Origin of the sequence: Pseudomonas sp. B21-048, assembly GCF_024748615.1 — a bacterium.
GTDB lineage: Bacteria > Pseudomonadota > Gammaproteobacteria > Pseudomonadales > Pseudomonadaceae > Aquipseudomonas.
The window spans coordinates 4,402,135-4,426,990 of record NZ_CP087168.1; the positions used below are offsets into that span (position 1 = coordinate 4,402,135).

Genomic DNA, 24,856 nt, shown 5'->3' on the forward strand with positions numbered 1-24,856 from the left:
GCCTTCAGGTCGCAGGGGTGAAAAATATGCGCCAGCGCTTTATAGTGGCCGACCTCCGTTTCATCAAGTAGCCGAGCCCCATGTCCGAGCCACGCAAGATCCTCGTCACCAGCGCCCTGCCCTATGCCAATGGTTCGATTCACCTCGGCCATATGCTGGAATACATCCAGACCGATATGTGGGTGCGCTTCCAGAAGCATCGCGGTAACCAATGCATTTATGTCTGCGCCGACGACGCCCACGGTTCGGCCATCATGCTGCGCGCGGAAAAGGAAGGCATCACCCCGGAACAACTGATCGCCAACGTCCAGGCTGAACACAGCGCCGACTTTGCCGAGTTCCTGGTGGACTTCGACAACTTCCACTCCACTCACGCTGAAGAAAACCGTGAGCTGTCGAGCCAGATCTACCTGAAGCTGCGCGACGCCGGGCACATCGCCACGCGCTCGATCACCCAGTACTTCGACCCGGAAAAGAAAATGTTCCTGGCCGACCGCTTCATCAAGGGCACCTGCCCGAAATGCGGCACCGAAGACCAGTACGGCGACAACTGCGAAAAATGCGGTGCGACCTACGCTCCCACCGATCTGAAGGATCCGAAGTCGGCGATCTCCGGCGCCACACCGGTGCTCAAGGATTCCCAGCACTTTTTCTTCAAGCTGCCGGACTTCCAGGAAATGCTGCAAGCCTGGACTCGCAGCGGCACGTTGCAAGAGGCCGTGGCCAACAAGATCGCCGAATGGCTGGATGCCGGCCTGCAACAGTGGGACATTTCCCGCGATGCGCCGTATTTCGGCTTCGAGATTCCCGACGAGCCAGGCAAATATTTCTACGTGTGGCTGGATGCGCCAATCGGCTACATGGCCAGCTTCAGAAACCTTTGCAACCGCACGCCGGAACTGGACTTCGACGCGTTCTGGGGCAAGGATTCCACCGCCGAGCTGTACCATTTCATCGGCAAGGACATCGTCAACTTCCACGCCCTGTTCTGGCCAGCCATGCTTGAAGGCGCCGGTTTCCGCAAACCGACCGGCATCAACGTACACGGCTACCTGACCGTCAACGGCCAGAAAATGTCCAAGTCCCGCGGCACGTTCGTCAAGGCGCGGACTTACCTGGATCACCTGTCGCCGGAATACCTGCGCTACTACTACGCCGCCAAGCTGAGCCGTGGCGTCGACGACCTGGACCTGAACCTCGAAGACTTCGTGCAGAAGGTCAATTCCGACCTGGTCGGAAAAGTCGTCAACATCGCCAGCCGTTGCGCCGGTTTCATCCATAAAGGCAACGCCGGCGTGCTGGTGGCCGGTAACGCCGCGCCGGAACTGACCGATGCCTTCCTGGCCGCAGCGCCAAGCATTGCCGAAGCTTATGAAGCTCGCGACTTTGCCCGCGCCATGCGCGAAATCATGGGCCTGGCCGACCGCGCCAACGCCTGGATCGCCGACAAGGCGCCGTGGTCGCTGAACAAACAGGAAGGCAAGCAGGATGAAGTGCAGGCCATTTGCGCCTTGGGCATCAACCTGTTCCGCCAACTGGTGATTTTCCTCAAACCGGTACTGCCGCTGCTGGCCGCCGATGCCGAGGCATTCCTGAACGTCGCACCGCTGACCTGGAACGACCATGCCACCTTGCTCAGCAATCATCAGCTGAACGAATTCAAACCGTTGATGACTCGCATCGACCCGGTAAAAGTACAAGCCATGACCGACGCCTCGAAAGAAGACCTGACCGCCAGCGCAACCGACACCGGCGAAACTGCACCTGCGGGCAACGGTGAACTGGCCAAGGATCCGCTGTCGCCAGAGATCGAGTTCGATACCTTCGCTGCCGTAGACCTGCGCGTGGCGCTGATCGTCAAGGCCGAAGCCGTGGAAGGTGCCGACAAGCTGCTGCGCCTGACCCTGGACATCGGTGACGAACAACGCAACGTGTTCTCCGGGATCAAGAGCGCTTACCCGGACCCGTCCAAGCTCGATGGTCGCCTGACCATGATGATCGCCAACCTCAAGCCCCGCAAAATGAAATTCGGGATCTCCGAAGGCATGGTGATGGCGGCCGGCCCTGGCGGTGAAGAAATCTACCTGCTGAGCCCCGACAGCGGCGCCAAGCCGGGTCAGCGCATCAAGTAAAGGTCTGCGGTAAACCGATCCCACAGTCGTGCCCGGCGCGACTGTGGGATTTTCATGTCTGGCCCACCCTCCTTCCTTGCCGGATAATGCCTAACCTTGTTAGACAGGCCTCCTTTTGCCGGCACGATCATGACCGAACTGCTTCTTACGCTTATCAGCGCTACCCTGATCAACAACCTCGTGTTGCACTGGCCGCTGGGCGTAGATCCGGTGCTGGGCAGCGAGCGGCCCCAGGTCCACGCGCTGGGCCTCGCGACGACGTGCCTGATGCTGATCGTCGGCACACTCGGCTATGCGCTCTATCACTGGCTACTGGTGCCATTGGGGCTGACGTCGCTGCGTCTGTTCGTATTCCTGCCGTTGAGCGTTCTGCTGATCGGCCCTCTGCTGAAGCTGCTTTCACAGTTATTGGCGAAGCTGTCATTCGATGGCCTCTGGCCCCTGCTGCTGGGGAATGCCGGGGTGCTTGGGCTGACGTTGCTCAACGCTCAAGACGACAAGGGAATTTTCCACGCCACAGCCCTGAGCCTTGGCGCCGGGCTGGGTTTCTGGCTGGTGCTGAGTCTGTTCAGCGACTTGCGCCAGCGCACACTCGATAACGATATCCCCCTGCCCTTTCGTGGCCTGCCGATCGAATTGATCGGCGCCGGATTGATCGCGGTGGTTTTTCTCGGATTCAGCGGGCTGATCAAAACATGAGTCTGATTCAACGCATCGACGCCCTCTTGCCCCAGACCCAATGCGGCAAGTGTGGCCATCCCGGATGCAAACCCTACGCCGAAGGCATCGCCAGCGGCGAGCCGATCAACAAGTGCCCGCCGGGCGGCAGCGAAACCATCGCGGCCCTGGCCGACCTGCTGAAAGTGCCAGTACTGGAACTGGACGTCAGTCGCGGTTCGGCACCGGCACAGATCGCTTACATCCGCGAAGCCGAATGCATCGGCTGCACCAAGTGCATTCAAGCCTGCCCGGTCGACGCCATTGTCGGCGCGGCGAAATTCATGCACACGGTCATCGTCGACGAATGCACCGGATGCGACCTCTGCGTGGCGCCCTGCCCGGTGGATTGCATCGAGATGCATCCGTTACCGCTGGCCACGGTGTTGCCGATTGTCGGCGGGCTGGCATTCAACCAGGAGGAGCAACAGGCCCGGGCCGCCAAGCGCAATCACGCGCGACGCCGTTTCGAACAGCGCAATGCCCGTTTGCAGCGCGAAGAAGAACAGAAACTCGCCGAACGCCAGGCCCGTGCCCAACGCGCCGAGCAGCCCAGCGAAGTGACGCTCGACCCGGTTCAGGCCGCACTCGAGCGCGTCCGCGCACAGAAAGCCGCCAATGCCGATGCGGCACTGAAAAAGGCCAAGGTCGATCTGGCGATGAGTCGGGCGCAATTGAACAAATCGCTGAAAGCTTTCGGGCATCCGCCAACCTTCGAACAGCAATCGCAATTGATCGTGCTGCAACAGCAATTCGAAGCCGCCGAACAGGCGCTGGCGCAACTGGAAAGCAACGCACCTGTGCTGCCTGCGCCTCCTGTTCCGGCCAAAGATGCCGAGCTGAAACGGGCGAAGATCCAGTTGGCCATGCGTCGTGCCGAACTCAAGAAAGCTCAAACAAACGAAGCGCCGGCCGAACAGATCGAAGTGTTGCAACGTGCGCTCAGCGAAGCCGAGCGTCAGGTGGAGGCTTATGCTGCCCCTTGAATCGGTGGACGAACGCCTTCAGCAGGCCATGAAGCTGGTATTGCTGGCCACTGTGCCGGGAGTGCTGGTGTTGTTCTGGCTGTACGGCTGGGGCGTATTGATCAACCTGATTCTGGCGGCGGCCACCGCTCTTGCCGTTGAAGCGGTGGTATTGCAGCTGCGCAAGCAACCTGTAAAACCGACGTTGAGCGATGGCAGCGCCCTCGTCAGTGCAACCCTGTTGGCACTGGCCTTGCCGCCTTATTGCCCGTGGTGGCTGACAGTCAGTGCTGCGGCGTTCGGACTGTTTTTCGGCAAGCACTTGTATGGCGGCGTCGGTAAAAATCCGTTCAATCCGGCGATGCTCGGTTTCGCGCTGGTCCTGGTGATGTTTCCCCAGCAAATGACCCATTGGCCGTCATCCCATGGCATGGATTTGTTCGCCGGGCTGCAACAGGTGTTCGGCTTCAGCGTCGGCCAGGCACCCGACGCATGGGCCCAGGCCACGGCGCTGGACAGTCTGCGAATCAACAAAAGCCTGACCATGGAAGAACTGTTCGCCGGCCATCCGGCATTCGGCCGTTTTGGCGGTCGAGGCGTGGAATGGGTCAACCTGGCGTTTCTGGCCGGCGGTGCGTTTCTGCTGCAGCGGCGGGTATTCAGCTGGCATGCGCCGGTCGGCATGCTCGCCAGCCTGTTCAGCATCAGCCTGTTGTGCTGGAACGGCACGGGCTCCGATTCAAATGGCTCGCCATTGTTTCATCTGCTTACCGGCGCGAGCATGCTCGGTGCTTTCTTCATCGTGACGGAACCGATATCCGGCGCGAAAAGCCCCATTGCCCGATTACTGTTCGGCGCAGGCGTGGGGTTACTGACATACCTGATTCGGACGTGGGGCGGGTATCCGGACGGGCTGGCCTTTGCGGTTTTGCTGATGAACCTCTGTGTACCGGCGCTGGAGCGGTTTGCCGCGTCCAGACAGGAGCAAGCAGCCCCATGAACCGAGCGATGAGCGTTGTGATCCTGGTAGGGCTGGCAGGCTTGGGGATGGGCACGACTTACTTCGTGCAGCACACCAGTGCCGCGCGCATTGCCGCCGAACAACGTTTGATCGACAGCCATCAGTTACTGGATCTGCTACCGCCCGACAGCTACGACAATCAGCCACTGGAACACCCCCTCAGCCTCGAAAGCACTCGCCTGGCCAACAGCACGCTACTGGGTGGCTACCTGGCGTCCAAGGCCGGCAAACCGAGCGCCGTATTGATGCGCAGTCAGACACTGGGCTACGCCGGCGCCATTGAGTTGCTGATCGCCATCGACCCCCAAGGCAAGCTAGTGGGGGTCAAAACCCTCAAGCAATCGGAAACCCCGGGGCTGGGCGGCAAGCTCGCCGACTGGCCCAATGCCTGGCTTCAGGTGTTTACCGGCAAGTCGCTAATCGACCCCGATGACAATGGCTGGGCCTTGAAAAAGGACCAAGGGCAATTCGATCAGATCGTGGGCGCGACCATCACCTCAAGAGCGGTGATCAATGCCACCCATGACGCGCTGCGCTACTTCGATGAACACCGGCAACAGCTGATCGGGAGCAGCGCTCATGAATAAGTCATCGACCCTGCAGAACTCGCTGATGCTGACGCCGTTGATCGGCGTCACTGATTCATTGATAACGGCCCTGGGCCTGTGGCTGATGTTTACTCTGGTACTCAGTGCTTACGGTGTGAGCATGGGCGTCTTGCGCTCGCGAATGACTCCGGCAACACATTTGCTCGCCTGCCTCTTGCTGGCCGCCACGCTGACCAGTTGCGCGGAATTTTCCATGCAAGCCTGGTCGCTTCAATGGCACCAGCATCTGAGTTTCTACGCAGGATTGATCGCCCTGCAATGCGTTGTGCTGGAACACAACGGTTTTTTCCAGACCCCACGGCGTGATCGACTGCGCCTGTGTAGCCTGTTCGGCGCCTTGATGGTGGGCTTGGGGCTGCTGCGCGAGTTCATCGGCAACGGGACACTCGCTAGCCATTTGTCCTGGATGGCCGGTGCCACGCAAGCGGACTGGCAAGGCTGGACGCTGATCGCCGACGGTGGCCTGCATCTGGCCACACTGGCCCCTGGCGGGTTTATTCTGTTCGGACTGCTGATCGCCGCCTATCAAGCCTGGACCCACCGTCCGGCGGCCCCACATTGACCGCCTTCGAGGAACCGCATCGCCATGAATGCCGCAAAACGTCTTGAAATTTTCCGCAGGTTTCACGAAGACAATCCTGAGCCGAAGACCGAACTGGCCTATTCCTCACCGTTCGAATTGCTGATCGCCGTGATTCTCTCGGCGCAGTCGACCGATGTCGGCGTGAACAAGGCCACCGCCAAACTGTTCCCGGTGGCCAATACGCCAGCGGCGATCCATGCCTTGGGCGTCGAAGGGCTGTCGGAGTACATCAAGACCATCGGCCTGTTCAACAGCAAAGCGAAAAACGTGATCGAAACCTGTCGCTTGCTGGTGGAGCGTCATGGAGGTGAAGTGCCGCAGACCCGCGAGGCACTGGAAGCATTGCCCGGCGTCGGTCGCAAGACCGCCAACGTGGTGCTCAATACCGCCTTTCGTCAGCTGACCATGGCTGTAGACACCCACATTTTCCGGGTCAGCAACCGTACCGGCATTGCTCCGGGCAAGAACGTGGTCGAGGTGGAGCAGAAACTGATGAAATTCGTGCCGAAGGAATATCTGCTCGATGCCCATCACTGGCTGATTCTCCATGGGCGCTACGTTTGCCTGGCCCGCAAGCCGCGTTGTGGCAGTTGCCGGATAGAGGATTTGTGCGAATACAAGCAAAAGACTTCGGACGATTGAGGCGCTATTGATTTTTTTGATTGATCGATTGAAAAAATCTTTTTTACCCGCCGGTAAATTGTCGATATAAGGAGCGCCAAAGGCAGCCTTAGCCTGGAGTTAACCTTATGAGTACTGGCAAAGAGCAATTGGACGTAGAAGACGACTTCACCCCCGTTGAGGCCGATGACGCAGAGCCGGTAGTGGAAGTGGCAAAGACCAACCTGAGCAAACGCCGTACCATCGACAATCTGCTGGAGGAGCGCCGACTGCAGAAGCAACTGGCCGATTACGATTTTGATTTATGACACTTAAAAGCCTCCCGAAACGGAGGCTTTTTACTAAGTGCCGCCCCCTGATAAGCGCCCGCTCATCGCGCCTCGTCAAACGCTGGCAGCTTTATACCAGGCCATTGCGTTGAGCCAATTCGATCAGGTCCACCAGTGAACGAGCATTGAGCTTTAGCAGCAAACGCGTTTTGTAAGTACTGACGGTTTTATTGCTAAGGAACATTCCATCGGCGATCTCCTTGTTTGTCTTTCCTCGGGCCAACTGCTGCAGGACCATCATTTCCCGTCCCGACAAACGATCCACCATGTCGGCTTCACTGGCATTCCCAAGACTGGAACGCACGGTATGCAGCGCCTGATTAGGAAAGTAACTGTAGCCTGACAGCACGGCCTTTATTGCACTGAGTAATTCAGTGAGATCCTGTTGTTTACAGACATATCCGGCGGCGCCCGTTTGCATACAACGCATGGAAAAATGCCCTGGCGCCTGAGAGGTCAATATCAGTACTTTAAGAGGCATCGCGGTCGATGTCAGGCGCGCAATGACTTCCAGCCCGTCCAGTTTCGGTATCCCAATATCCAGTATGACAATATCCGGCATTAGTTCACGAGCAAGTTGCAATGCATCCACACCATTATCTGTTTCTGCAATGACTTCGTAGCCATGACGCTCCATTAGCATACGCACCGCAAGACGAATGACGGGGTGATCATCCACGATCAGCACTTTATTCATGGGCAAGTCCAATTTTCGCTGTTCGAATTTTTAGAGCCCGCACCATAGCCTAGTCGTTTCACCCATGGCACGCTGTCACCCCCGGCCACTCGCAGCGAGAGACATGGCCTACAAACAACACGGATTATTCCTACAAAAAATCATTGCACATCATGAATCGAGAGATTGCTATTAGCCGAACGCAGCTCAGCACTTCGTCAATTTTTTGTATCGACTTACAACCAAAAAACACACAATGACAGGATTTGGCACTAGTAATCCGACAGACTTCGACCATTAAGCTACCCTTAAAAATAACGAGTATTTTTCCAGCTTCAGTGCAACTCGACTTGAACGACTTATGAGCGCACACACAGCAACATTTAACCAGCGGAACAACCCCATATAAATTCAAAATAAATAAACAGTCATACCTGAACCAGGAGCAACACAGTTACTATGACGACCATCTTCAGCAAAAAAAAAGGAACTCAACATAACACCCTAAAAACCTCATTAATTAATTATCACCCCGAGATCCACCCCCACAAACAAATCGAGAAGAAATAATATCTCATGAGCAGAAGACATGATAAAACTCAAAAAAAGAATCACCAACCCCATGACAATCATTGCGATATTTGCACTACTGTCTGAAACATCGGCTGCCGTATCCCTCCCCTTCCTCGACAACAAGGAGAAAGAACTCTATGTCTGGTTTCTGATTAGTTTTCCCTTTTATTTGCTTTTTCTTTTTTTCGTCACACTCAACTTCAACTATCGATCGCTTTATGCACCCTCCGACTTTGAGAAAGGGAAGCACTTCATGAAAGTCATGGACAACGCCAACCGGTCAGGAAACGACCCTTCCTGGGTACCGCCAGAAAGCTCGACCCAGCACCACGTACGTCTGCCCGAACACTTAAAAGACCTGCATATCATTGATACACGCTGGATGAACAACAAAATGGCATTCAGCGCCCTGATGGAGAAAATTCAGCAAGCACAGGAAAACCCTGCGCAAGTGATCGTATTTCTCACCTGCGCCGAGTCGGAGACGCTGCTTAGGGAAAGTGCGCTGCGGTTTTCAAAGCACCCCAGGAAACGCAACGGCGCAACGTTCTGCATTGCTTACAATTTGAATTCATACGGCCTGACGATGATTGATCAAAATCTTTTCAGGCACACAACAGCCAGCTCTTGAAGAGCCATGGGGGAAAGAAGCGAAGAAGGGAATTAACAGAGACAAGAACCAAAGCTGAACACGCAGTGTACGACAGGGTACCCCTCTTTCAGATGTGTGGCCTCATCAACGAGGCCACATATCCATTACCGACTCAAAGGTCTCAGAAAAGCTTCCGGCCTTTGTTCGCCGCAATGCGCATGCGCAAGGCGTTGAGCTTGATGAAGCCTGCCGCATCGGCCTGGTTGTAGGCGCCGCCATCTTCCTCGAAGGTCGCGATGTTGGCGTCGAACAACGACTCGTCGGACTTGCGGCCAGTGACGATCACATTGCCCTTGTACAGCTTCAGACGCACTACGCCGTTCACGTGGGCCTGGGAAGCGTCAATCATCTGTTGCAGCATCAGACGCTCAGGGCTCCACCAGTACCCGGTGTAGATCAGGCTGGCGTATTTAGGCATCAACTCGTCTTTGAGGTGAGCCACTTCGCGGTCCAGGGTGATCGATTCGATCGCACGGTGAGCGCGCAGCATGATGGTGCCGCCCGGGGTCTCGTAGCAGCCGCGGGACTTCATGCCGACGTAGCGGTTTTCGACGATGTCCAGACGGCCGATACCGTGTTCGCCACCGATACGGTTCAAGGTCGCCAGCACGGTGGCCGGGGTCATTTCGACGCCGTCCAGGGCGACGATATCGCCGTTGCGGTAGGTCAGCTCCAGGTACTGCGCCTTGTCAGGAGCCTTCTCCGGGGAGACGGTCCATTTCCACATGTCTTCTTCGTGCTCGGTCCAGGTGTCTTCCAGCACGCCGCCTTCATAGGAGATGTGCAGCAGGTTGGCATCCATCGAGTACGGGGATTTTTTCTTGCCGTGACGCTCGATAGGGATCGCGTGCTTCTCGGCGTAATCCATCAGCTTCTCACGGGACAGCAGGTCCCATTCGCGCCACGGAGCGATCACTTTCACACCTGGTTTCAAGGCGTAGGCGCCCAGTTCGAAACGAACCTGGTCGTTGCCCTTGCCGGTCGCGCCGTGGGAAATGGCATCAGCGCCGGTTTCGTTGGCGATTTCGATCAGGCGTTTGGCGATCAACGGACGAGCGATGGAAGTACCCAACAGGTACTCACCCTCATAAACGGTGTTGGCGCGGAACATCGGGAACACGAAATCGCGCACGAATTCTTCGCGCAGATCGTCGATGTAGATTTCTTTTACGCCCATGGCCTGTGCCTTGGCGCGGGCCGGTTCGACCTCTTCGCCCTGACCCAGGTCAGCGGTGAAGGTCACTACTTCACAGTTATAAGTATCCTGCAGCCACTTGAGGATCACCGAAGTGTCCAGGCCGCCGGAATACGCCAGAACGACCTTGTTTACGTCCGCCATGCCATCACTCCACGGGGTTCTACGGAAAGCCGTCAAGTCTACCGCTCATGCAGAATAAATTACAGAGGCGCGACAGCTTATGACGACGAAGCGACAGATTATGTCGAGCGAGCGACGATTTCAGCAGGTTCAGGAGGTTGTAGCGCTACCCGCGGAAGCGGTGGCTTGAGGCGCCGGTTTCTCGATGGGTGCTCCCCGTTCGAGGCGTACGGCAACCCGGCGGTTCTTCGCCCGGTTGGCGGCATTGTTGTTCGGCGCCAGTGGATAACGTTCGCCGTGAAAACGCAGGGTGACCTGCGATTCCTGGATACCGTTGGCCTTGAAGAAGTCCATTACCGCCAACGCCCTGCGTCGTGACAGTTCGCGGTTGGTCAGGCGGTTGCCACTGTTGTCGGAATGGCCGTCGAGTTCAATGTGATTGACCGTCGGATCGGCCTTCATGAATTCCAGCATGACCTGCAGATGCGCCTTGGCCCGGGCGTCGAGATCGACGCCCTCCCCCGGAAAGCCGATTTCGGACTGCTTCACCTGTTCGAAATTCTGCGGCAGCAACTTCGCCACGCACCCCTGATAGTTACTGTAGGCCTTGCTGAATTTGACCGGCAGCAAACGGACTTCAGATACCCGACCGTCGCCCGATGAGTGTCGAATGACCGGGCTACGACCGTCCATCAAACCGCTGATCAAGCGTCCGGCCTGAACTTGCGAGCTATTGAACAGCACGTTGCCACTGCCGATTCTCACCGAGCCCAGATTGATGTCGCCACGCCCCGGCTGCCATGGCGCAGCGGCCGCCAGCAAAGTCGCCGAGCCACCGCCGATCATCGAGTTGTAGGCCTTCAATCGAAATGTCGCCTGCTCGCCGGCGCGACGTACGAACTCTCCCGAACCGAAATCGGCGATCGGTTGACTCAGGCGGCATTCGAACTTGTCACCCTCGACCGTCCACTCAATGCTCTCCAGACGCGTCTGGAAAGTGAGCGCCATCGCAGGAAGGCAGGCAAACACACTGAGCAAGGCTAAATAACGCTGGCGCACGGGAGGCTCCACTGGCTTCTGCAACAAAAAGACCGACACACATATTTACGGCATACCTGTTGGATATCGGAAGCTTGCCGCAAAACTTGATAGCGAGTGCCTGGAGGACTCTTTTCCGGTAGCATTCCCCTGAGTTTGACCCGCCTGGAATCCCCTCATGTCCGACCGCCTGACCCTGCTGCGTCCCGACGACTGGCATATTCATCTTCGCGATGGTGCTGTATTGACCAATACCGTCGCGGATGTCGCGCGCACCTTTGGTCGCGCCATTATCATGCCCAACCTGGTACCACCGGTGCGCAATGCGGCTGAAGCCAATGGCTATCGCCAGCGGATTCTCGCCGCACGCCCGGCCGGCAGCCGTTTCGAACCGCTGATGGTTCTGTACCTGACCGATCGCACCCAGCCCGAAGAAATTCGTGAAGCCAAGGCCAGCGGTTTCGTTCACGCCGCCAAGTTGTACCCGGCCGGCGCGACCACCAACTCGGACTCTGGCGTCACCAGCATCGACAAGATTTTCCCTGCACTGGAGGCCATGGCCGACGTCGGGATGCCCTTGTTGGTTCACGGTGAAGTCACCCGTGGCGATGTCGACGTTTTCGATCGCGAAAAAATCTTCATCGATGAGCACCTGCGCCGGGTAGTCGAGCGTTTCCCGACCCTCAAAGTGGTGTTCGAACACATCACCACCGCTGACGCCGTGCAGTTCGTCAACGAAGCTTCGGCCAACGTCGGCGCAACCATCACCGCGCATCACCTGCTGTACAACCGCAACCACATGCTGGTGGGCGGGATTCGGCCGCACTTCTATTGCCTGCCGATCCTCAAGCGCAATACCCACCAGGAAGCCCTGCTCGACGCCGCTACCAGCGGCAGCGACAAGTTCTTCCTCGGCACCGACTCGGCCCCCCATGCCCAGCACGCCAAGGAAGCGGCTTGCGGCTGTGCCGGTTGCTACACCGCTTATGCCGCGATCGAGATGTATGCCGAAGCCTTTGAACAGCGCAACGCGCTGGACAAGCTCGAAGCCTTCGCCAGCCTCAACGGCCCGCGTTTCTACGGCCTGCCAGTGAACACCGATCGCATCACCCTGGTTCGCGAAGAGTGGACCGCCCCAACCAGCCTGCCGTTTGGCGAGCTGACCGTAATCCCGCTGCGCGCCGGTGAAAAACTGCGCTGGCGCCTGCTGGAGGAACACGCGTGAGTGAAGACCATTTCGACGACGAACAGGACGGTCATGGCGGCGGAGGCGGTTCCCGTCATCCAATGGCTGCCAGGTTCCGTGGTTACCTGCCAGTCGTCGTCGACGTAGAAACCGGTGGTTTCAACTCGGCCACCGACGCCCTGCTGGAAATCGCCGCCACCGTGATTGGCATGGATGAAAAAGGTTTTGTGTTCCCTGAGCACACCTACTTCTTCCGGGTCGAACCATTCGAAGGCGCGAACATCGAAGCGGCTGCCCTGGAGTTCACCGGGATCAAGCTCGATCATCCGCTGCGCATGGCCGTGAGTGAAGAAGCGGCCCTGAACGATATCTTCCGCGGTGTGCGCAAGGCCCTGAAAGCCAATGGTTGCAAACGGGCGATTCTGGTCGGGCACAACAGCAGCTTCGACCTGGGTTTCCTCAATGCCGCTGTCGCGCGCCTGGACATGAAACGCAACCCGTTTCACCCATTCTCCAGTTTCGATACGGCGACCCTCGCCGGTCTGGCCTACGGTCAAACCGTATTGGCCAAAGCCTGCCAGGCAGCAGATATCGACTTCGACGGTCGCGAGGCCCACTCGGCCCGCTACGACACCGAGAAGACGGCTGACCTGTTCTGCGGCATCGTCAATCGCTGGAAACAAATGGGCGGCTGGGAAGACTACAACGACTGATCCGTCACTGATGTGTGGCGAGGGAGCAAGCTCTCTCACCACACATGAACAGCATGGGTTTATCCCGCTCATAAAAAAACCGGCCTTATCAGCCGGTTTTTTTATGCCTCGAACGTGCCTTACAGCGCAGCAGCGTTTTCGGTCAGGTAAGCCGCAACACCTTCGGTGGAAGCGGTCATGCCTTTGTCGCCTTTTTTCCAGTTGGCAGGGCAAACTTCGCCGTGCTCTTCGTGGAATTGCAGCGCGTCAACCAGACGGATCAGCTCTTCGATGTTACGGCCCAACGGCAGGTCGTTGATGATCTGCGAGCGGACAACGCCTTTATCGTCGATCAGGAACGCGCCACGGAAAGCCACGCCGCCTTCGGACTCAACGTCGTAGGCCTTGGCAATTTCGTGCTTCAGGTCGGCCGCCATGGTGTAGCGGACTTCGCCGATGCCACCATTGTTGACCGGGGTGTTGCGCCAGGCGTTGTGGGTGAAGTGCGAGTCGATCGAAACGGCGACCACTTCCACGTTGCGTGCCTTGAAATCAGACATGCGGTTGTCCAGAGCGATCAGCTCGGACGGGCACACGAAGGTGAAGTCCAGTGGGTAGAAGAACACCAGGCCGTATTTGCCTTTGATGGCCGAGGACAGGGTGAAGCTGTCTACGATTTCGCCATTGCCGAGTACGGCCGGTACGGTGAAGTCAGGGGCTTGTTTGCCTACGAGTACGCTCATTGAATATCTCCTGATGTAATAACGTGAAGAACAGGGTTCGCGCCAGCCTGCCACCCTCAGGCGACAGCCCTGTGACATGAACCCTCTTTGCAAAAGGCCGACCATCATACACCGCGTTTTTCGCCTGTCCTTAGCGGTTTTTTCTCATCGAAGGTGTTAGAAGAAACCGTTCGTCAGTCATACGCCCTTATGAAGAAAACCTTCAGAAACAACTTTGACAATCATTCTCGTTAACATTAAGATCCATCGCAATTGAGTCACAACCAGCGACGGTTCTCACTTATGTATGTCTGCCTCTGCACTGGCGTCACCGACGGTCAAATCCGCGATGCAATCTATGAAGGTTGCTGCAGCTATAAGGAAGTCCGTCAGGCTACCGGCGTAGCCAGCCAATGCGGTAAATGCGCCTGCCTTGCCAAGGAAGTGGTCCGCGAGACCCTGGGCAAATTGCAAACGGCTCAGGCGGCGATCCCCTACCCCGCAGAATTTACCGCCGCGTAACTACCGTATTTCAAAGAACCGGACTTGATGTCCGGTTTTTTTATGTCTTGAAATCAACCGCTTAGAGGCGAGACGCGGAACACAAACATTCTTATTCCGATTAATTTTCATTTAAGTTTCAATAACTTAGGTTTGACACCCTTAATTACGCGGCTCAAACTCTGCCTTATAGACAGCGAATACAGGGCAGGACCCCATCATGAAAGGCGACATTACAGTCATCCAGCATCTCAACAAGATCCTTGCCAATGAGCTGGTCGCGATCAATCAATACTTTTTGCATGCCCGCATGTACGAAGATTGGGGCCTGAACAAGCTCGGTAAGCACGAGTACCATGAATCCATCGATGAGATGAAGCACGCCGACAAGCTGATCAAGCGCATCCTGTTCCTTGAAGGTCTGCCGAACGTCCAGGACCTGGGCAAGCTGCACATCGGTGAACACACCAAGGAAATGCTTGAGTGTGACTTGAAAATCGAGCGCGACGGCCATGCCGATCTGAAAGTCGCTATCGCTCACTGCGAAACTGTCGGCGACTTCGGTAGCCGTGAACTGCTCGAAGACATTCTTGAATCTGAAGAAGAACATATCGACTGGCTGGAAACCCAACTGGGCCTGATCGATAAAGTCGGTCTTGAGAACTATCTGCAATCGCAGATGGGCGAAGAGTAGGAGCTGCCGCAGGCTGCGATCTTGGCGTTGGCGACGGCAATATTGCAGCAACTTTTTAAACATAATAAAAAGCCCCGCTCTTTTACAGAGGCGGGGCTTTTTACGTGCTGAAGATCAAAAAGATCGCAGCCTGCGGCAGCTCCTACGAGGAGTGAATCAGGCGTCGGTCTTGTTGGCAGCAGCTGCTTCAACAGCGGCTTTGATCGTCGCTTGCAACGAACCGTCGGCCGCCATTTCAGTCATGATGTCGCTACCGCCGACCAGTTCGCCGCCGACCCACAGTTGCGGGAAAGTTGGCCAGTTGGCGTACTTTGGCAGGTTGGCGCGGATTTCCGGGTTCTGCAGGATGTCCACATAGGCAAACTTTTCGCCACAGGCCATGACAGCCTGAGCGGCTTTCGCGGAGAAGCCACACTGTGGGGCATTCGGCGAGCCTTTCATGTAAAGCAGAATGGTGTTGTTGGCAATCTGCTCTTTAATCGTTTCGATGATATCCATGGAGCACCTCGGCTGAACTTTCCGACTCAGTGGTCGGCACGGTGGCGCATTGTAACGGAAACCCGAGCGCCATGCTCGGCCTCCCCGACAGTCATGTTCACGCCGCCGCCACGGTCACCGGTACGCCGTTCAACGCCGCATTGCCCGACAACTCATCGAGCTGACATTCGTCAGTCAGATCATTGGCGCTGGAACCGGGTTGACCGCAGGCAATCGTCATCTGCACACCCGGTCGCGCATGACCCCAACCGTGAGGAAGGCTGACCACACCTTTCATCATATCCAGGCTGGCGACCACTTCAACCTCGATCACGCCGACCCGCGAACTGACACGTACCCGTTGCCCATCGCTGAGCCCGCGGCTGGCCAAATCATCCGGGTTCATCAACAGTTGATGGCGCGGCTTGCCCTTCACCAATCGGTGATAGTTGTGCATCCATGAGTTGTTGCTGCGCACATGACGGCGGCCAATCATCAGCAGCTCATCGGCGGCCGGTGCTTGCAGTGCCGCGAAGCGCGCCAGGTCGGCGAGGATCTCGACAGGCGCTGCCTGGACTCGCTGATTGGCCGTCTTCAGGCGTGGCGCCAGGTTGGGTTTGAGCGCCCCGAGATCGATACCGTGAGGATGATCGAACAAGGTCGCCAGCGACAACTTGTGTTCCGAAACGTCGCCATACAGGCCCATCCGCAGCCCTCGGTCGATCATCTGCGCCGGCGCGATGGTCGGTTTCAGTTCCTTGCCGGTCTTGGTCGCAAAGGCTTTGGCCAGCCCCACGAAGATTTCCCAGTCATGCAGCGCACCTTCGGGCTTGGCGAGGATCGCCCGGTTGAAGCGGGTGACGTTGCGCACCGCGAACAGGTTGAACGTGGTGTCGTAATGATCGTTTTCCAGCGCCGAAGTCGACGGCAGGATCAGGTCGGCATAACGCGTGGTTTCATTGATGTACAGGTCAACGCTGACCATGAACTCCAATCCATCCAGTGCCTGCTCCAATTGTCGGCCATTGGGCGTGGACAGCACCGGATTACCCGCCACGGTAATCAGCGCGCGGACCTGCCCTTCCCCTTCGGTGAGCATCTCTTCGGCCAGCGCCGATACCGGCAATTCTCCAGCGTATTCCGGACGCCCGGACACCCGGCTCTGCCATCGGTTGAAATGCCCGCCCGAGGTCGACGCCACCAGATCCACCGCAGGCTCCGTGCACAACGCACCGCCCACCCGGTCGAGGTTCCCGGTGACCAGATTGATCAGTTGCACCAGCCAATGGCACAGGGTGCCGAACGCCTGGGTCGAAATGCCCATGCGGCCGTAGCAGATCGCTGTCGGCGCTGCCGCGAAGTCCCGTGCCAGTTGGCGGATCTGCTCGGCGGGCACCGCGCACAGCGGGCTCATGGCCTCGGCAGTGAAGCCTGCGATCGCCTCCCGCACCTCATCCAGGCCATCGACCGGCAAATGACTGTCGCGGGTCAGACCTTCGGCGAACAAGGCATTGAGCAGCCCGAACAACAGCGCCGCATCGCCACCGGGGCGCACGAACAGATGCTGATCGGCGATCGCCGCCGTTTCGCTGCGACGCGGATCGACCACCACCACTTTGCCGCCCCGGGCCTGAATCGCCTTCAGGCGCTTCTCTACATCCGGCACGGTCATGATGCTGCCGTTGGAGGCCAGTGGATTGCCGCCCAGGATCAGCATGAAATCGGTGTGATCGATGTCCGGGATCGGCAACAGCAAGCCGTGGCCGTACATCAAGTGACTGGTCAGGTGATGGGGCAACTGATCGACCGACGTCGCGGAAAACCGGTTGGGGGTTTTCAGCAGGCCGAGGAAGTAATTGCTATGGGTCATCAACCCGTAGTTGTGCACGCTGGGGTTGCCCTGATAAACCGCCACCGCGTTCTGCCCATGACGTTCCTGAATCACCGCTAGGCGTTCGGCCACAAGGTTGAAAGCATCTTCCCACTCGATAGACTGCCATTCGCTGCCTACTCGCAGCATCGGCTGACGCAGGCGATCCGGATCGTTCTGAATGTCTTGCAGGGCAACCGCTTTGGGACAGATATGCCCACGGCTGAAGGTATCTTGTGGGTCACCCTTGATCGAGGTGATTTGTACGCCGCTGCCTTCGACCTCAGTGGTTTCGATGGTCAGGCCGCAGATGGCTTCACACAGGTGGCACGCACGGTGATGGAGAGTCTTGGTCATGGCCAGTCTCTGTTTTGTTCTGGGCGGGCAATGTCGGCCGCGGGAACAAAACTATGGCGCGCGACTCACCCCTTTGCCAGCGACGTTCGTCTTGTGAATTGGCGACCATCAGGCCAGCCGATGGCGGCAAGGGATCAGTTCGACGGCAGACTCGGCGGCGCCTGCAGCTGAATCTCCTCGATGGTTTCGATCTGCTCGTGGGCAACATGCACGCCGGTGAGCTCGCCGATCAGGCGCCAATGCTCGTCGAGCCCGGCGCTGATGGTGGCCATGCGATCAATCATCCGCCGGCCGGCCACTTTCGTGACTTCGTCTTCACTGCGCAACAACTCGAAAGACATTGAGGTCATGGAAGCGGTGAGGTGGGTCAAGGAACGTGCCGTGAGGCCGAGGAGTTCCATTAACAGCTGTTCTTTCGATTCCATTCCAGAGGCTCCTGCATCGCTCTAATCCTAGTTATAACCCAGCACTTTGCATTAGCAAATGTTTCGAGCAAGACACATTGCCCGCCAAAAGCTCGAATGACAGGTCAAAAACCGACCGCCAGCATAACGCCCGCGCCCTGTTTGATTGCCAAGCCCGATGAGCCCGGTGTACAAATGGTCAGCTGCTGTCAGGAAACAGGCTTCAAAAGCGCTATCGCGGTCACCCCGTAGCCCCTCTGAAATCCCCTAAACACCGTAGCCTATTGGCGTAACGCGACATTTAATGTCAATATCGCGCCCACCCCTATTTCGTCGCCCCGTGCGGCTTACGCCGCAGGTCTCGCCCGTTTTTCAGTTAAACAAGGCTTTGAGTATCTGCGGTCTGTTGCAAAAAGGTAGTCAATGATGAGCGCAAGGCACTTTCTCTCCCTGATGGATTGCACGCCCGAAGAGCTGGTCAGCGTGATCCGTCGAGGCGTTGAGCTCAAAGACCTGCGTAACCGCGGCGTACTGTTCGAGCCTTTGAAGAACCGCGTCCTGGGGATGATTTTCGAGAAATCCTCGACCCGCACCCGTATCTCGTTTGAAGCCGGCATGATCCAGCTCGGTGGCCAGGCGATCTTCCTGTCGCCACGCGATACCCAATTGGGCCGTGGCGAGCCAATCGGCGACGGCGCCATTGTCATGTCGAGCATGCTCGACGCGGTGATGATCCGTACCTTTGCCCATAGCACCCTGACCGAGTTCGCCGCCAACTCCCGTGTGCCGGTGATCAACGGCCTGTCCGATGACCTGCACCCGTGCCAGCTGCTGGCCGACATGCAAACCTTCCTCGAACATCGTGGTTCGATTCAAGGCAAGACCGTGGCCTGGATCGGCGATGGCAACAACATGTGCAACAGCTATATAGAAGCGGCGATCCAGTTCGACTTCCAGTTGCGCATCGCCTGCCCGGAAGGTTACGAGCCTAACCCTGAGTTCGTGGCTAAAGCCGGCGATCGGGTGACCATCGTCCGCGATCCGCAGGAAGCCGTGCGCGGCGCGCATCTGGTGAGTACCGACGTCTGGACCTCCATGGGCCAGGAAGAGGAAACCGCCAAGCGCCTGAAGTTGTTCGCACCGTTCCAGGTCAACCGTGCCCTGCTCGACCTGGCCGCGCCGGACGTGCTGTTCATGCATTGCCTGCCGGCCCACCGTGGCGAGGAAATCAGCCTTGACCTGCTCGACGACTCGCGCTCAGTAGCCTGGGATCAAGCCGAAAACCGTCTTCACGCACAAAAGGCCCTGCTCGAATTTCTCGTCCCGCCTTCGTATCACCACGCATGAGCCAGCCATTACTGCTGAACCTGCGCAACCTGGCCTGCGGTTACCAAAACCAGCGGGTTGTGCAGAACCTCAACCTGCATTTGAATGCCGGCGATATCGGTTGCCTGCTGGGGTCTTCAGGTTGCGGCAAAACCACCACTCTTCGCGCGATTGCCGGTTTTGAACCGGTACACGAAGGTGAAATCCAGTTGGCGGGCGAAACCATCTCCAGCGCCGGTTTCACCCTCGCCCCGGAGAAGCGCCGGATCGGCATGGTGTTCCAGGATTACGCGCTGTTTCCGCATTTGAGCGTGGCCGAGAACATCGCCTTCGGGATCCGTAAGCATCCACAAAAAGATCGCGTGATTGAAGAGCTGCTTGAACTGGTCAATCTGAAAAACCTCGGCAAGCGCTTTCCCCATGAGCTGTCCGGCGGCCAGCAGCAACGTGTCGCCCTCGCCCGCGCCCTGGCGCCGGAACCGCAGCTGCTGTTGCTCGATGAACCGTTCTCCAACCTCGACGGCGAATTGCGACGCAAGCTCAGCCATGAAGTACGCGCCATTCTCAAGGCTCGCGGCACCAGTGCGATTCTGGTGACCCACGATCAGGAAGAAGCCTTCGCGGTCAGCGACCACGTGGGCGTTTTCAAGGAAGGTTGCCTGGAGCAGTGGGACACGCCCTACAACCTCTATCACGAACCATTGACGCCATTCGTGGCCAGTTTCATTGGCCAGGGTTACTTCATTCGCGGTCAGTTGAGCAGCCCGGAGTCGGTGCAGACCGAGTTGGGTGAATTGCGCGGTAACCGTGCCTACACTTGGCCAATCGGTTGTGCCGTGGATGTGTTGCTGCGTCCGGACGATATCGTCTATGCGCCGGACAGCCCACTGAGGGCGCAGATTGTTGGCAAGAGCTTCCAGGGGGCATCAACCCTGTACCGCTTGCAGTTGCCTACGGGCGCACAGCTGGAGTCGATTTTCCCGAGTCATGCCGATCATCTGGTCGGTGCTGAAGTCGGCATTCGGGTGGCGGCTGAACACCTGGTGCTGTTCCAGGCGAACGGCAGCACGGCGGCGCAGATTCCGGTGATCGAATCCGGTGTTCGGCGGTACAGCACCGCCAGTTGACACCAGAATCTGCGTAAGATCGCCGCACCGCTCGCGCCTACAAAAAATCATCCGAGCATTAATTTTCCGCTTGCGATCAGCGTCGCATTCCCACCAATACTCACTCGATCCCCTTCCAGCCGGCAGAACAACTCCCCACCCCGTGCCGAACACTGATAAGCCGTCAGACTCGACTTGCTCAAGCGTTCCGACCAATACGGAATCAGGCTGCAATGGGTCGAACCGGTCACCGGGTCTTCGTCGATGCCGATCGCCGGAGCAAAGTATCGCGACACAAAATCATGCTTGTTACCCCTGGCCGTCACAATGGCACCCGGCCACGGCAGTTTTGCCAGCGCAATCATGTCCGGCTGACAATCGAGCACCGCTTGCTCGGACTCCAGTACCACGAACAATTCTTTCGAACCCAGCACTTCGACTGTTTTCACACCCAAGGCGCGCTCGACTTCCAGGATCACATCCACTTCTGTCGGCACGACGGCCGGGAAATCCAGCCACAAGCGCTTGCCCTCACGGCCGACACTCAGCGGGCCGGCCTTGCAGATGAAGTCCAGCCGTTCGACCGGTTCCTTATAGATTTCAAACAGAACATAAGCGCTGGCCAAGGTCGCATGGCCGCACAGCGGGACTTCGGTGGTCGGGGTAAACCAGCGGATGTGCCAGACGGCCCCCTCACGCACCAAAAATGCAGTTTCGGCGAGGTTGTGTTCGGCGGCGATTTTTTGCATCAACTCATCGTCGAGCCAGGTATCGAGCCGGTACACCATCGCCGGGTTGCCACTGAACGGCCGATCACTGAACGCGTCGACCTGATGAAACGCTAGCTGCATGCCACTTCTCCTTTTTCAAGTCGACGAGCATGAAGCCACGAAGAGCCCTTAACCATATACAGAACGAATCAATTTCCACCATACAGGGCCGGGCTGAACGCCCGAGGCCCTCTGCTCAGGCGCGACCGATATCGGCGAATTTCGCCTGGGTGTGCTCGGCCAATACGGTGGGCGCCAGTTCAACTTCCAGACCGCGCCGCCCGGCGCTGACGAAGATGCTGGAAAAAGGCTGAGCTGAACGGTCAATAAAGGTGCGCAGGCGCTTCTTCTGCCCGAGCGGGCTGATACCGCCTAATAGATACCCCGTCGATCGTTGTGCAGCCGCAGGATCGGCCATTTCGACTTTTTTCACGCCAGCGGCCTGCGCCAGCGCCTTCAGGTCCAGACTTCCGGCGACCGGCACCACGACCACCAACAATTCCCCCTTTTCACTGGCCGCCAGCAATGTCTTGAACACCTGCGCGGGATCCAGCCCCAGCTTTTCCGCAGCCTCCAGACCGTAGGACGCAGCCTTCGGATCATGTTCGTAACTGTGCACACGATGTTCGGCACGAACTTTTTTCAACAAATCCAATGCAGGGGTCATGGCAGCTCCAGGCGTGGCGGCAGCAGAAAAAATACTGCGCAGGATTCTAGGTCATTGATCGATAAAAGGCTCTATTGCGGCGTCTTTTCAGAGGACTGCCCTGGTATTCGGCCGCACGTTCATTTTCCATCGCCAAGTGATCGACACGGTCATTCATGCGACTAATAGTTGAAATGTGACTGATGATTCACTTTCGACCTTTGACAGCAGCGTTTCTTGTCTATATTTTTTCGAATTTGAATATGGCACGAATGTCTCACAGCAACACCCAGCAGCAAGCCGCGCACAGGATGGGGATCCTGCCTCTCGGTGAAAATCGCGCTTTGACCTTGACGAAAAAGCGCCAGACAACAACAAAAACGAGGTTTTCAATGACAACTGCTTTACAACAACCGTCGCTCTCGAGCCAATGCATGGCCGAGTTCATGGGGACTGCGCTGCTGATTTTTTTCGGTACAGGCTGCGTTGCCGCCCTCAAGGTGGCGGGTGCCAGCTTCGGACTGTGGGAAATCAGCATCATCTGGGGGATTGGCGTCAGCATGGCGATCTACCTCACCGCCGGCGTTTCCGGCGCGCACCTCAACCCTGCCGTGAGCATCGCGCTGAGCATTTTCGCTGACTTCGAAAAGCGCAAACTGCCTTTCTATATCTTCTCCCAAGTGGCCGGCGCCTTCTGCGGGGCACTATTGGTTTACACGCTGTACAGCAACCTTTTCTTCGATTTCGAACAAGCCCAGCAAATGGTTCGTGGCACCCAGGCCAGCCTTGAATTGGCCTCGGTGTTCTCAACCTTTCCCAATCCTGCCCTGTCCACCGCTCAGGCCTTTTTGGTGGAAGTGATCATCACCGCCCTCCTGATGGGCGTGATCATGTCGCTGACCGATGACAACAATGGCCTGCCCAAAGGGCCGCTGGCACCGCTGCTGATCGGCCTGCTGATTGCCGTGATTGGCAGTTCGATGGGGCCGCTGACCGGTTTCGCGATGAACCCGGCCCGTGACTTCGGTCCTAAACTAATGACTTTCTTCGCAGGCTGGGGTGAAATTTCCTTCACTGGCGGGCGCGATATCCCGTACTTCCTGATCCCGATTTTTGCACCGATTGTCGGTGCCTGCCTCGGTGCCGCAGCTTATCGCGGGCTGATTGCCCGTCATCTGCCCGGCGCCATACCTGCTACAAAGGATGCAGCACCGGCCATTGACGGCAAACCCAGAACGTCTTGAAACCGTTGGCGCGTGATCCTGCCGCTGTGGCCCCGCGCCTGATCTCACTTCCTAATTTTCGTCCAAGGCAATCGACATGACCGACACACAGAATAAGAACTACATCATTGCCCTCGATCAGGGCACGACCAGCTCCCGCGCGATCATTTTCGACCGCGACGCGAACGTGGTCTGCACCGCCCAGCGCGAATTCGCACAGCACTACCCACAGGCCGGTTGGGTCGAACATGACCCCATGGAAATCTTCGCCACCCAAAGCGCCGTGATGGTCGAGGCTTTGGCTCAAGCCGGCCTGCATCACGATCAAGTCGCGGCCATCGGCATCACCAACCAGCGCGAAACCACCGTGGTCTGGGACAAGATCACTGGCCGCCCGATCTACAACGCGATCGTCTGGCAGTGCCGCCGCAGCACCGAAATCTGCCAGCAGCTCAAGCGCGATGGCCACGAGCAATACATCAGCGACACCACTGGCCTGGTCACCGACCCGTACTTCTCCGGCACCAAACTCAAGTGGATCCTCGACAACGTCGAAGGCAGCCGTGAGCGTGCCCGCAAGGGTGAACTGCTGTTCGGCACCGTCGACAGCTGGTTGATCTGGAAATTCACCGGCGGCAAGGTGCACGTCACCGACTACACCAACGCCTCACGCACCCTGCTCTTCAACATCCACACGCTGGAGTGGGACGCGAAAATGCTGCAAGTCCTCGACATCCCGCGCGAGATGCTGCCGCAAGTTAAGTCCTCGTCCGAAATCTACGGCCACACTAAAAGTGGCATCGCCATTGGCGGTATTGCCGGCGACCAGCAAGCCGCCCTCTTCGGCCAGATGTGCGTCGAACCAGGCCAGGCGAAAAACACCTACGGCACCGGCTGCTTCCTGCTGATGAACACCGGCGACAAAGCCGTGAAATCCAGGCACGGCCTGCTGACCACCATCGCTTGCGGCCCGCGCGGCGAAGTGGCCTATGCGCTGGAAGGCGCGGTGTTCAATGGTGGTTCCACCGTGCAGTGGCTGCGTGACGAACTGAAGATCATCAACGATGCCCACGACACCGAATACTTCGCCAACAAGGTCAAGGACAGCAACGGCGTGTACCTGGTACCGGCCTTCACCGGTCTGGGCGCTCCGTACTGGGACCCGTATGCCCGTGGCGCGCTGTTCGGCCTGACTCGCGGCGTACGCGTGGATCACATCATTCGCGCAGCCCTGGAGTCGATTGCCTACCAGACCCGTGACGTTCTGGACGCCATGCAGCAGGATTGTGGCGAACGCCTGAAAGCTTTGCGCGTGGACGGCGGCGCGGTGGCGAACAATTTCCTGATGCAATTCCAGGCCGACATTCTCGGCACTCAGGTCGAGCGCCCGCAAATGCGCGAAACCACCGCGTTGGGCGCGGCTTACCTGGCGGGCCTGGCGTGCGGCTTCTGGGGCAGCCTGGAGGAGTTGCGCGACAAGGCCGTGATCGAGCGCGAGTTCGAGCCGACGCTGGACGAAACCGCGAAGGAAAAACTCTACGCCGGCTGGAAAAAAGCCGTCAGCCGCACGCGGGACTGGGAACCGCACGAAGGCGCTGAATAAACCAAGGCCGGAGTTCGTATCCGGTTGTAACTGGTAGGGAGCGGAT

General features: G+C 57.8%; 26 protein-coding genes. 17 read left to right on the plus strand and 9 right to left on the minus strand.

Features of this window, described 5'->3' with window-relative positions; genetic code table 11:
• The first annotated feature begins 80 nt into the window (after positions 1-80).
• The 8 genes from metG (at position 81) to LOY56_RS20675 (ending at position 6,955) form a co-directional block, all read left to right on the plus strand.
• Positions 81-2,132, plus strand: coding sequence for a methionine--tRNA ligase (gene metG, locus LOY56_RS20640; RefSeq protein WP_258616893.1), 2,052 nt, complete (start codon positions 81-83; stop codon positions 2,130-2,132).
• 129 nt (positions 2,133-2,261) lie between these two features.
• A complete protein-coding gene (locus LOY56_RS20645; RefSeq protein ID WP_258616895.1) occupies positions 2,262-2,831 on the plus strand; it encodes an Rnf-Nqr domain containing protein in 570 nt (189 codons plus the stop codon).
• Positions 2,828-3,835, plus strand: coding sequence for an electron transport complex subunit RsxB (gene rsxB, locus LOY56_RS20650; RefSeq protein ID WP_258616896.1), 1,008 nt, complete (start codon positions 2,828-2,830; stop codon positions 3,833-3,835). The genes LOY56_RS20645 and rsxB overlap by 4 nt, the downstream gene beginning before the upstream one ends.
• Complete coding sequence (locus LOY56_RS20655) at positions 3,822-4,814, plus strand: RnfABCDGE type electron transport complex subunit D (RefSeq protein WP_258616897.1); 993 nt, start codon at positions 3,822-3,824, stop codon at positions 4,812-4,814. Before rsxB ends, LOY56_RS20655 begins: the two co-directional genes overlap by 14 nt.
• On the plus strand, positions 4,811-5,422 hold the full coding sequence (locus tag LOY56_RS20660; RefSeq protein ID WP_258616898.1) for an RnfABCDGE type electron transport complex subunit G: 612 nt from the start codon (positions 4,811-4,813) through the stop codon (positions 5,420-5,422). The genes LOY56_RS20655 and LOY56_RS20660 overlap by 4 nt, the downstream gene beginning before the upstream one ends.
• Positions 5,415-6,005, plus strand: a complete 591-nt coding sequence (locus LOY56_RS20665) for an Rnf-Nqr domain containing protein (protein WP_258616900.1) — start codon at positions 5,415-5,417, stop codon at positions 6,003-6,005. Before LOY56_RS20660 ends, LOY56_RS20665 begins: the two co-directional genes overlap by 8 nt.
• 24 nt (positions 6,006-6,029) lie before the next feature.
• Positions 6,030-6,668, plus strand: a complete 639-nt coding sequence (gene nth / locus LOY56_RS20670) for an endonuclease III (RefSeq protein WP_007938911.1) — start codon at positions 6,030-6,032, stop codon at positions 6,666-6,668.
• A gap of 107 nt (positions 6,669-6,775) precedes the next feature.
• Positions 6,776-6,955 (plus strand): PA3496 family putative envelope integrity protein, encoded by a 180-nt coding sequence (locus LOY56_RS20675; protein WP_007898493.1) that lies wholly within the window; start codon positions 6,776-6,778, stop codon positions 6,953-6,955.
• Between the two features lie 91 nt (positions 6,956-7,046).
• On the opposite strand, the gene LOY56_RS20680 is transcribed toward LOY56_RS20675, so the two are convergent.
• Entirely contained in the window at positions 7,047-7,673 is a 627-nt protein-coding gene (locus LOY56_RS20680; RefSeq protein ID WP_258616901.1) for a response regulator transcription factor, read from the minus strand.
• 568 nt (positions 7,674-8,241) lie between these two features.
• Here LOY56_RS20680 and LOY56_RS20685 point away from each other — a divergent pair.
• On the plus strand, positions 8,242-8,856 hold the full coding sequence (locus tag LOY56_RS20685; protein ID WP_258616902.1) for a hypothetical protein: 615 nt from the start codon (positions 8,242-8,244) through the stop codon (positions 8,854-8,856).
• Positions 8,857-8,998: 142 nt separating this feature from the next.
• On the opposite strand, the gene LOY56_RS20690 is transcribed toward LOY56_RS20685, so the two are convergent.
• Together LOY56_RS20690 and LOY56_RS20695 are read right to left on the minus strand one after the other, a co-directional pair.
• Positions 8,999-10,216 carry an argininosuccinate synthase gene (locus tag LOY56_RS20690; RefSeq protein ID WP_008032151.1) on the minus strand — a complete coding sequence of 406 codons (1,218 nt, stop codon included), beginning with the start codon at positions 10,214-10,216 and terminating at the stop codon, positions 8,999-9,001.
• A gap of 129 nt (positions 10,217-10,345) precedes the next feature.
• Entirely contained in the window at positions 10,346-11,254 is a 909-nt protein-coding gene (locus LOY56_RS20695) for an OmpA family protein (RefSeq protein ID WP_258616903.1), read from the minus strand.
• Positions 11,255-11,411: 157 nt separating this feature from the next.
• On the opposite strand from LOY56_RS20695, the gene pyrC reads away from it, so the two are divergent.
• On the plus strand, positions 11,412-12,458 hold the full coding sequence (gene pyrC / locus LOY56_RS20700) for a dihydroorotase (RefSeq protein ID WP_258616905.1): 1,047 nt from the start codon (positions 11,412-11,414) through the stop codon (positions 12,456-12,458).
• On the plus strand, positions 12,455-13,132 hold the full coding sequence (gene rnt, locus LOY56_RS20705; RefSeq protein WP_258616906.1) for a ribonuclease T: 678 nt from the start codon (positions 12,455-12,457) through the stop codon (positions 13,130-13,132). The genes pyrC and rnt overlap by 4 nt, the downstream gene beginning before the upstream one ends.
• Before the next feature lie 119 nt (positions 13,133-13,251).
• Here the strand turns inward: rnt and LOY56_RS20710 are convergent, their stop codons facing one another.
• Positions 13,252-13,854, minus strand: a complete 603-nt coding sequence (locus LOY56_RS20710) for a peroxiredoxin (RefSeq protein WP_007898510.1) — start codon at positions 13,852-13,854, stop codon at positions 13,252-13,254.
• A 282-nt stretch (positions 13,855-14,136) separates the two neighbouring features.
• On the opposite strand from LOY56_RS20710, the gene LOY56_RS20715 reads away from it, so the two are divergent.
• Together LOY56_RS20715 and bfr are read left to right on the plus strand one after the other, a co-directional pair.
• Positions 14,137-14,355 carry a bacterioferritin-associated ferredoxin gene (locus LOY56_RS20715; RefSeq protein ID WP_258616907.1) on the plus strand — a complete coding sequence of 73 codons (219 nt, stop codon included), beginning with the start codon at positions 14,137-14,139 and terminating at the stop codon, positions 14,353-14,355.
• Positions 14,356-14,554: 199 nt separating this feature from the next.
• Positions 14,555-15,028, plus strand: a complete 474-nt coding sequence (gene bfr, locus LOY56_RS20720) for a bacterioferritin (protein WP_019651359.1) — start codon at positions 14,555-14,557, stop codon at positions 15,026-15,028.
• Between the two features lie 156 nt (positions 15,029-15,184).
• On the opposite strand, the gene grxD is transcribed toward bfr, so the two are convergent.
• The 3 genes from grxD to LOY56_RS20735 all read right to left on the minus strand — a co-directional run bounded on the left by grxD (position 15,185) and on the right by LOY56_RS20735 (position 18,157).
• The gene (gene grxD / locus LOY56_RS20725; RefSeq protein ID WP_007898513.1) at positions 15,185-15,526 is read right to left on the minus strand and encodes a Grx4 family monothiol glutaredoxin; all 342 of its coding nucleotides are present in this window, start codon (positions 15,524-15,526) and stop codon (positions 15,185-15,187) included.
• 97 nt (positions 15,527-15,623) lie between these two features.
• Entirely contained in the window at positions 15,624-17,732 is a 2,109-nt protein-coding gene (locus LOY56_RS20730) for a molybdopterin oxidoreductase family protein (protein WP_258616909.1), read from the minus strand.
• Positions 17,733-17,866: 134 nt separating this feature from the next.
• Positions 17,867-18,157 carry a hypothetical protein gene (locus tag LOY56_RS20735; RefSeq protein WP_258616910.1) on the minus strand — a complete coding sequence of 97 codons (291 nt, stop codon included), beginning with the start codon at positions 18,155-18,157 and terminating at the stop codon, positions 17,867-17,869.
• Positions 18,158-18,562: 405 nt separating this feature from the next.
• Here LOY56_RS20735 and argF point away from each other — a divergent pair, with 405 nt between their 5' ends.
• Both argF and LOY56_RS20745 read left to right on the plus strand, forming a co-directional pair.
• The gene (gene argF, locus LOY56_RS20740; RefSeq protein ID WP_258622800.1) at positions 18,563-19,483 is read left to right on the plus strand and encodes an ornithine carbamoyltransferase; all 921 of its coding nucleotides are present in this window, start codon (positions 18,563-18,565) and stop codon (positions 19,481-19,483) included.
• Complete coding sequence (locus tag LOY56_RS20745) at positions 19,480-20,589, plus strand: ABC transporter ATP-binding protein (protein ID WP_258616912.1); 1,110 nt, start codon at positions 19,480-19,482, stop codon at positions 20,587-20,589. The genes argF and LOY56_RS20745 overlap by 4 nt, the downstream gene beginning before the upstream one ends.
• Before the next feature lie 47 nt (positions 20,590-20,636).
• Here LOY56_RS20745 and LOY56_RS20750 read toward each other — a convergent pair whose 3' ends face one another.
• Positions 20,637-21,419 carry a PhzF family phenazine biosynthesis protein gene (locus tag LOY56_RS20750; protein ID WP_258616913.1) on the minus strand — a complete coding sequence of 261 codons (783 nt, stop codon included), beginning with the start codon at positions 21,417-21,419 and terminating at the stop codon, positions 20,637-20,639.
• A 115-nt stretch (positions 21,420-21,534) separates the two neighbouring features.
• Positions 21,535-22,005: a Cys-tRNA(Pro) deacylase gene (gene ybaK, locus LOY56_RS20755; RefSeq protein WP_258616915.1), complete on the minus strand. Its 471-nt coding sequence runs from the start codon at positions 22,003-22,005 to the stop codon at positions 21,535-21,537.
• 371 nt (positions 22,006-22,376) lie between these two features.
• On the opposite strand from ybaK, the gene LOY56_RS20760 reads away from it, so the two are divergent.
• Both LOY56_RS20760 and glpK read left to right on the plus strand, forming a co-directional pair.
• The gene (locus LOY56_RS20760; RefSeq protein WP_258622808.1) at positions 22,377-23,228 is read left to right on the plus strand and encodes an MIP/aquaporin family protein; all 852 of its coding nucleotides are present in this window, start codon (positions 22,377-22,379) and stop codon (positions 23,226-23,228) included.
• Positions 23,229-23,304: 76 nt separating this feature from the next.
• Positions 23,305-24,810 (plus strand): glycerol kinase GlpK, encoded by a 1,506-nt coding sequence (glpK, locus tag LOY56_RS20765; protein WP_258616916.1) that lies wholly within the window; start codon positions 23,305-23,307, stop codon positions 24,808-24,810.
• The last annotated feature ends 46 nt before the right edge of the window (positions 24,811-24,856 follow it).

Bases quoted from the DNA above. Each gene is read 5' to 3' on its own strand.
- metG (WP_258616893.1), top strand. From the start codon at position 81: ATGTCCGAGCCACGCAAGATCCTCGTCACCAGCGCCCTGCCCTATGCC.
- LOY56_RS20645 (WP_258616895.1), top strand. From the start codon at position 2,262: ATGACCGAACTGCTTCTTACGCTTATCAGCGCTACCCTGATCAACAAC.
- rsxB (WP_258616896.1), top strand. From the start codon at position 2,828: ATGAGTCTGATTCAACGCATCGACGCCCTCTTGCCCCAGACCCAATGC.
- LOY56_RS20655 (WP_258616897.1), top strand. From the start codon at position 3,822: ATGCTGCCCCTTGAATCGGTGGACGAACGCCTTCAGCAGGCCATGAAG.
- LOY56_RS20660 (WP_258616898.1), top strand. From the start codon at position 4,811: ATGAACCGAGCGATGAGCGTTGTGATCCTGGTAGGGCTGGCAGGCTTG.
- LOY56_RS20665 (WP_258616900.1), top strand. From the start codon at position 5,415: ATGAATAAGTCATCGACCCTGCAGAACTCGCTGATGCTGACGCCGTTG.
- nth (WP_007938911.1), top strand. From the start codon at position 6,030: ATGAATGCCGCAAAACGTCTTGAAATTTTCCGCAGGTTTCACGAAGAC.
- LOY56_RS20675 (WP_007898493.1), top strand. From the start codon at position 6,776: ATGAGTACTGGCAAAGAGCAATTGGACGTAGAAGACGACTTCACCCCC.
- LOY56_RS20680 (WP_258616901.1), bottom strand. From the start codon at position 7,673: ATGAATAAAGTGCTGATCGTGGATGATCACCCCGTCATTCGTCTTGCG.
- LOY56_RS20685 (WP_258616902.1), top strand. From the start codon at position 8,242: ATGATAAAACTCAAAAAAAGAATCACCAACCCCATGACAATCATTGCG.
- LOY56_RS20690 (WP_008032151.1), bottom strand. From the start codon at position 10,216: ATGGCGGACGTAAACAAGGTCGTTCTGGCGTATTCCGGCGGCCTGGAC.
- pyrC (WP_258616905.1), top strand. From the start codon at position 11,412: ATGTCCGACCGCCTGACCCTGCTGCGTCCCGACGACTGGCATATTCAT.
- LOY56_RS20710 (WP_007898510.1), bottom strand. From the start codon at position 13,854: ATGAGCGTACTCGTAGGCAAACAAGCCCCTGACTTCACCGTACCGGCC.
- LOY56_RS20715 (WP_258616907.1), top strand. From the start codon at position 14,137: ATGTATGTCTGCCTCTGCACTGGCGTCACCGACGGTCAAATCCGCGAT.
- bfr (WP_019651359.1), top strand. From the start codon at position 14,555: ATGAAAGGCGACATTACAGTCATCCAGCATCTCAACAAGATCCTTGCC.
- grxD (WP_007898513.1), bottom strand. From the start codon at position 15,526: ATGGATATCATCGAAACGATTAAAGAGCAGATTGCCAACAACACCATT.
- LOY56_RS20730 (WP_258616909.1), bottom strand. From the start codon at position 17,732: ATGACCAAGACTCTCCATCACCGTGCGTGCCACCTGTGTGAAGCCATC.
- LOY56_RS20735 (WP_258616910.1), bottom strand. From the start codon at position 18,157: ATGGAATCGAAAGAACAGCTGTTAATGGAACTCCTCGGCCTCACGGCA.
- argF (WP_258622800.1), top strand. From the start codon at position 18,563: ATGAGCGCAAGGCACTTTCTCTCCCTGATGGATTGCACGCCCGAAGAG.
- LOY56_RS20745 (WP_258616912.1), top strand. From the start codon at position 19,480: ATGAGCCAGCCATTACTGCTGAACCTGCGCAACCTGGCCTGCGGTTAC.
- LOY56_RS20750 (WP_258616913.1), bottom strand. From the start codon at position 21,419: ATGCAGCTAGCGTTTCATCAGGTCGACGCGTTCAGTGATCGGCCGTTC.
- ybaK (WP_258616915.1), bottom strand. From the start codon at position 22,005: ATGACCCCTGCATTGGATTTGTTGAAAAAAGTTCGTGCCGAACATCGT.
- LOY56_RS20760 (WP_258622808.1), top strand. From the start codon at position 22,377: ATGACAACTGCTTTACAACAACCGTCGCTCTCGAGCCAATGCATGGCC.
- glpK (WP_258616916.1), top strand. From the start codon at position 23,305: ATGACCGACACACAGAATAAGAACTACATCATTGCCCTCGATCAGGGC.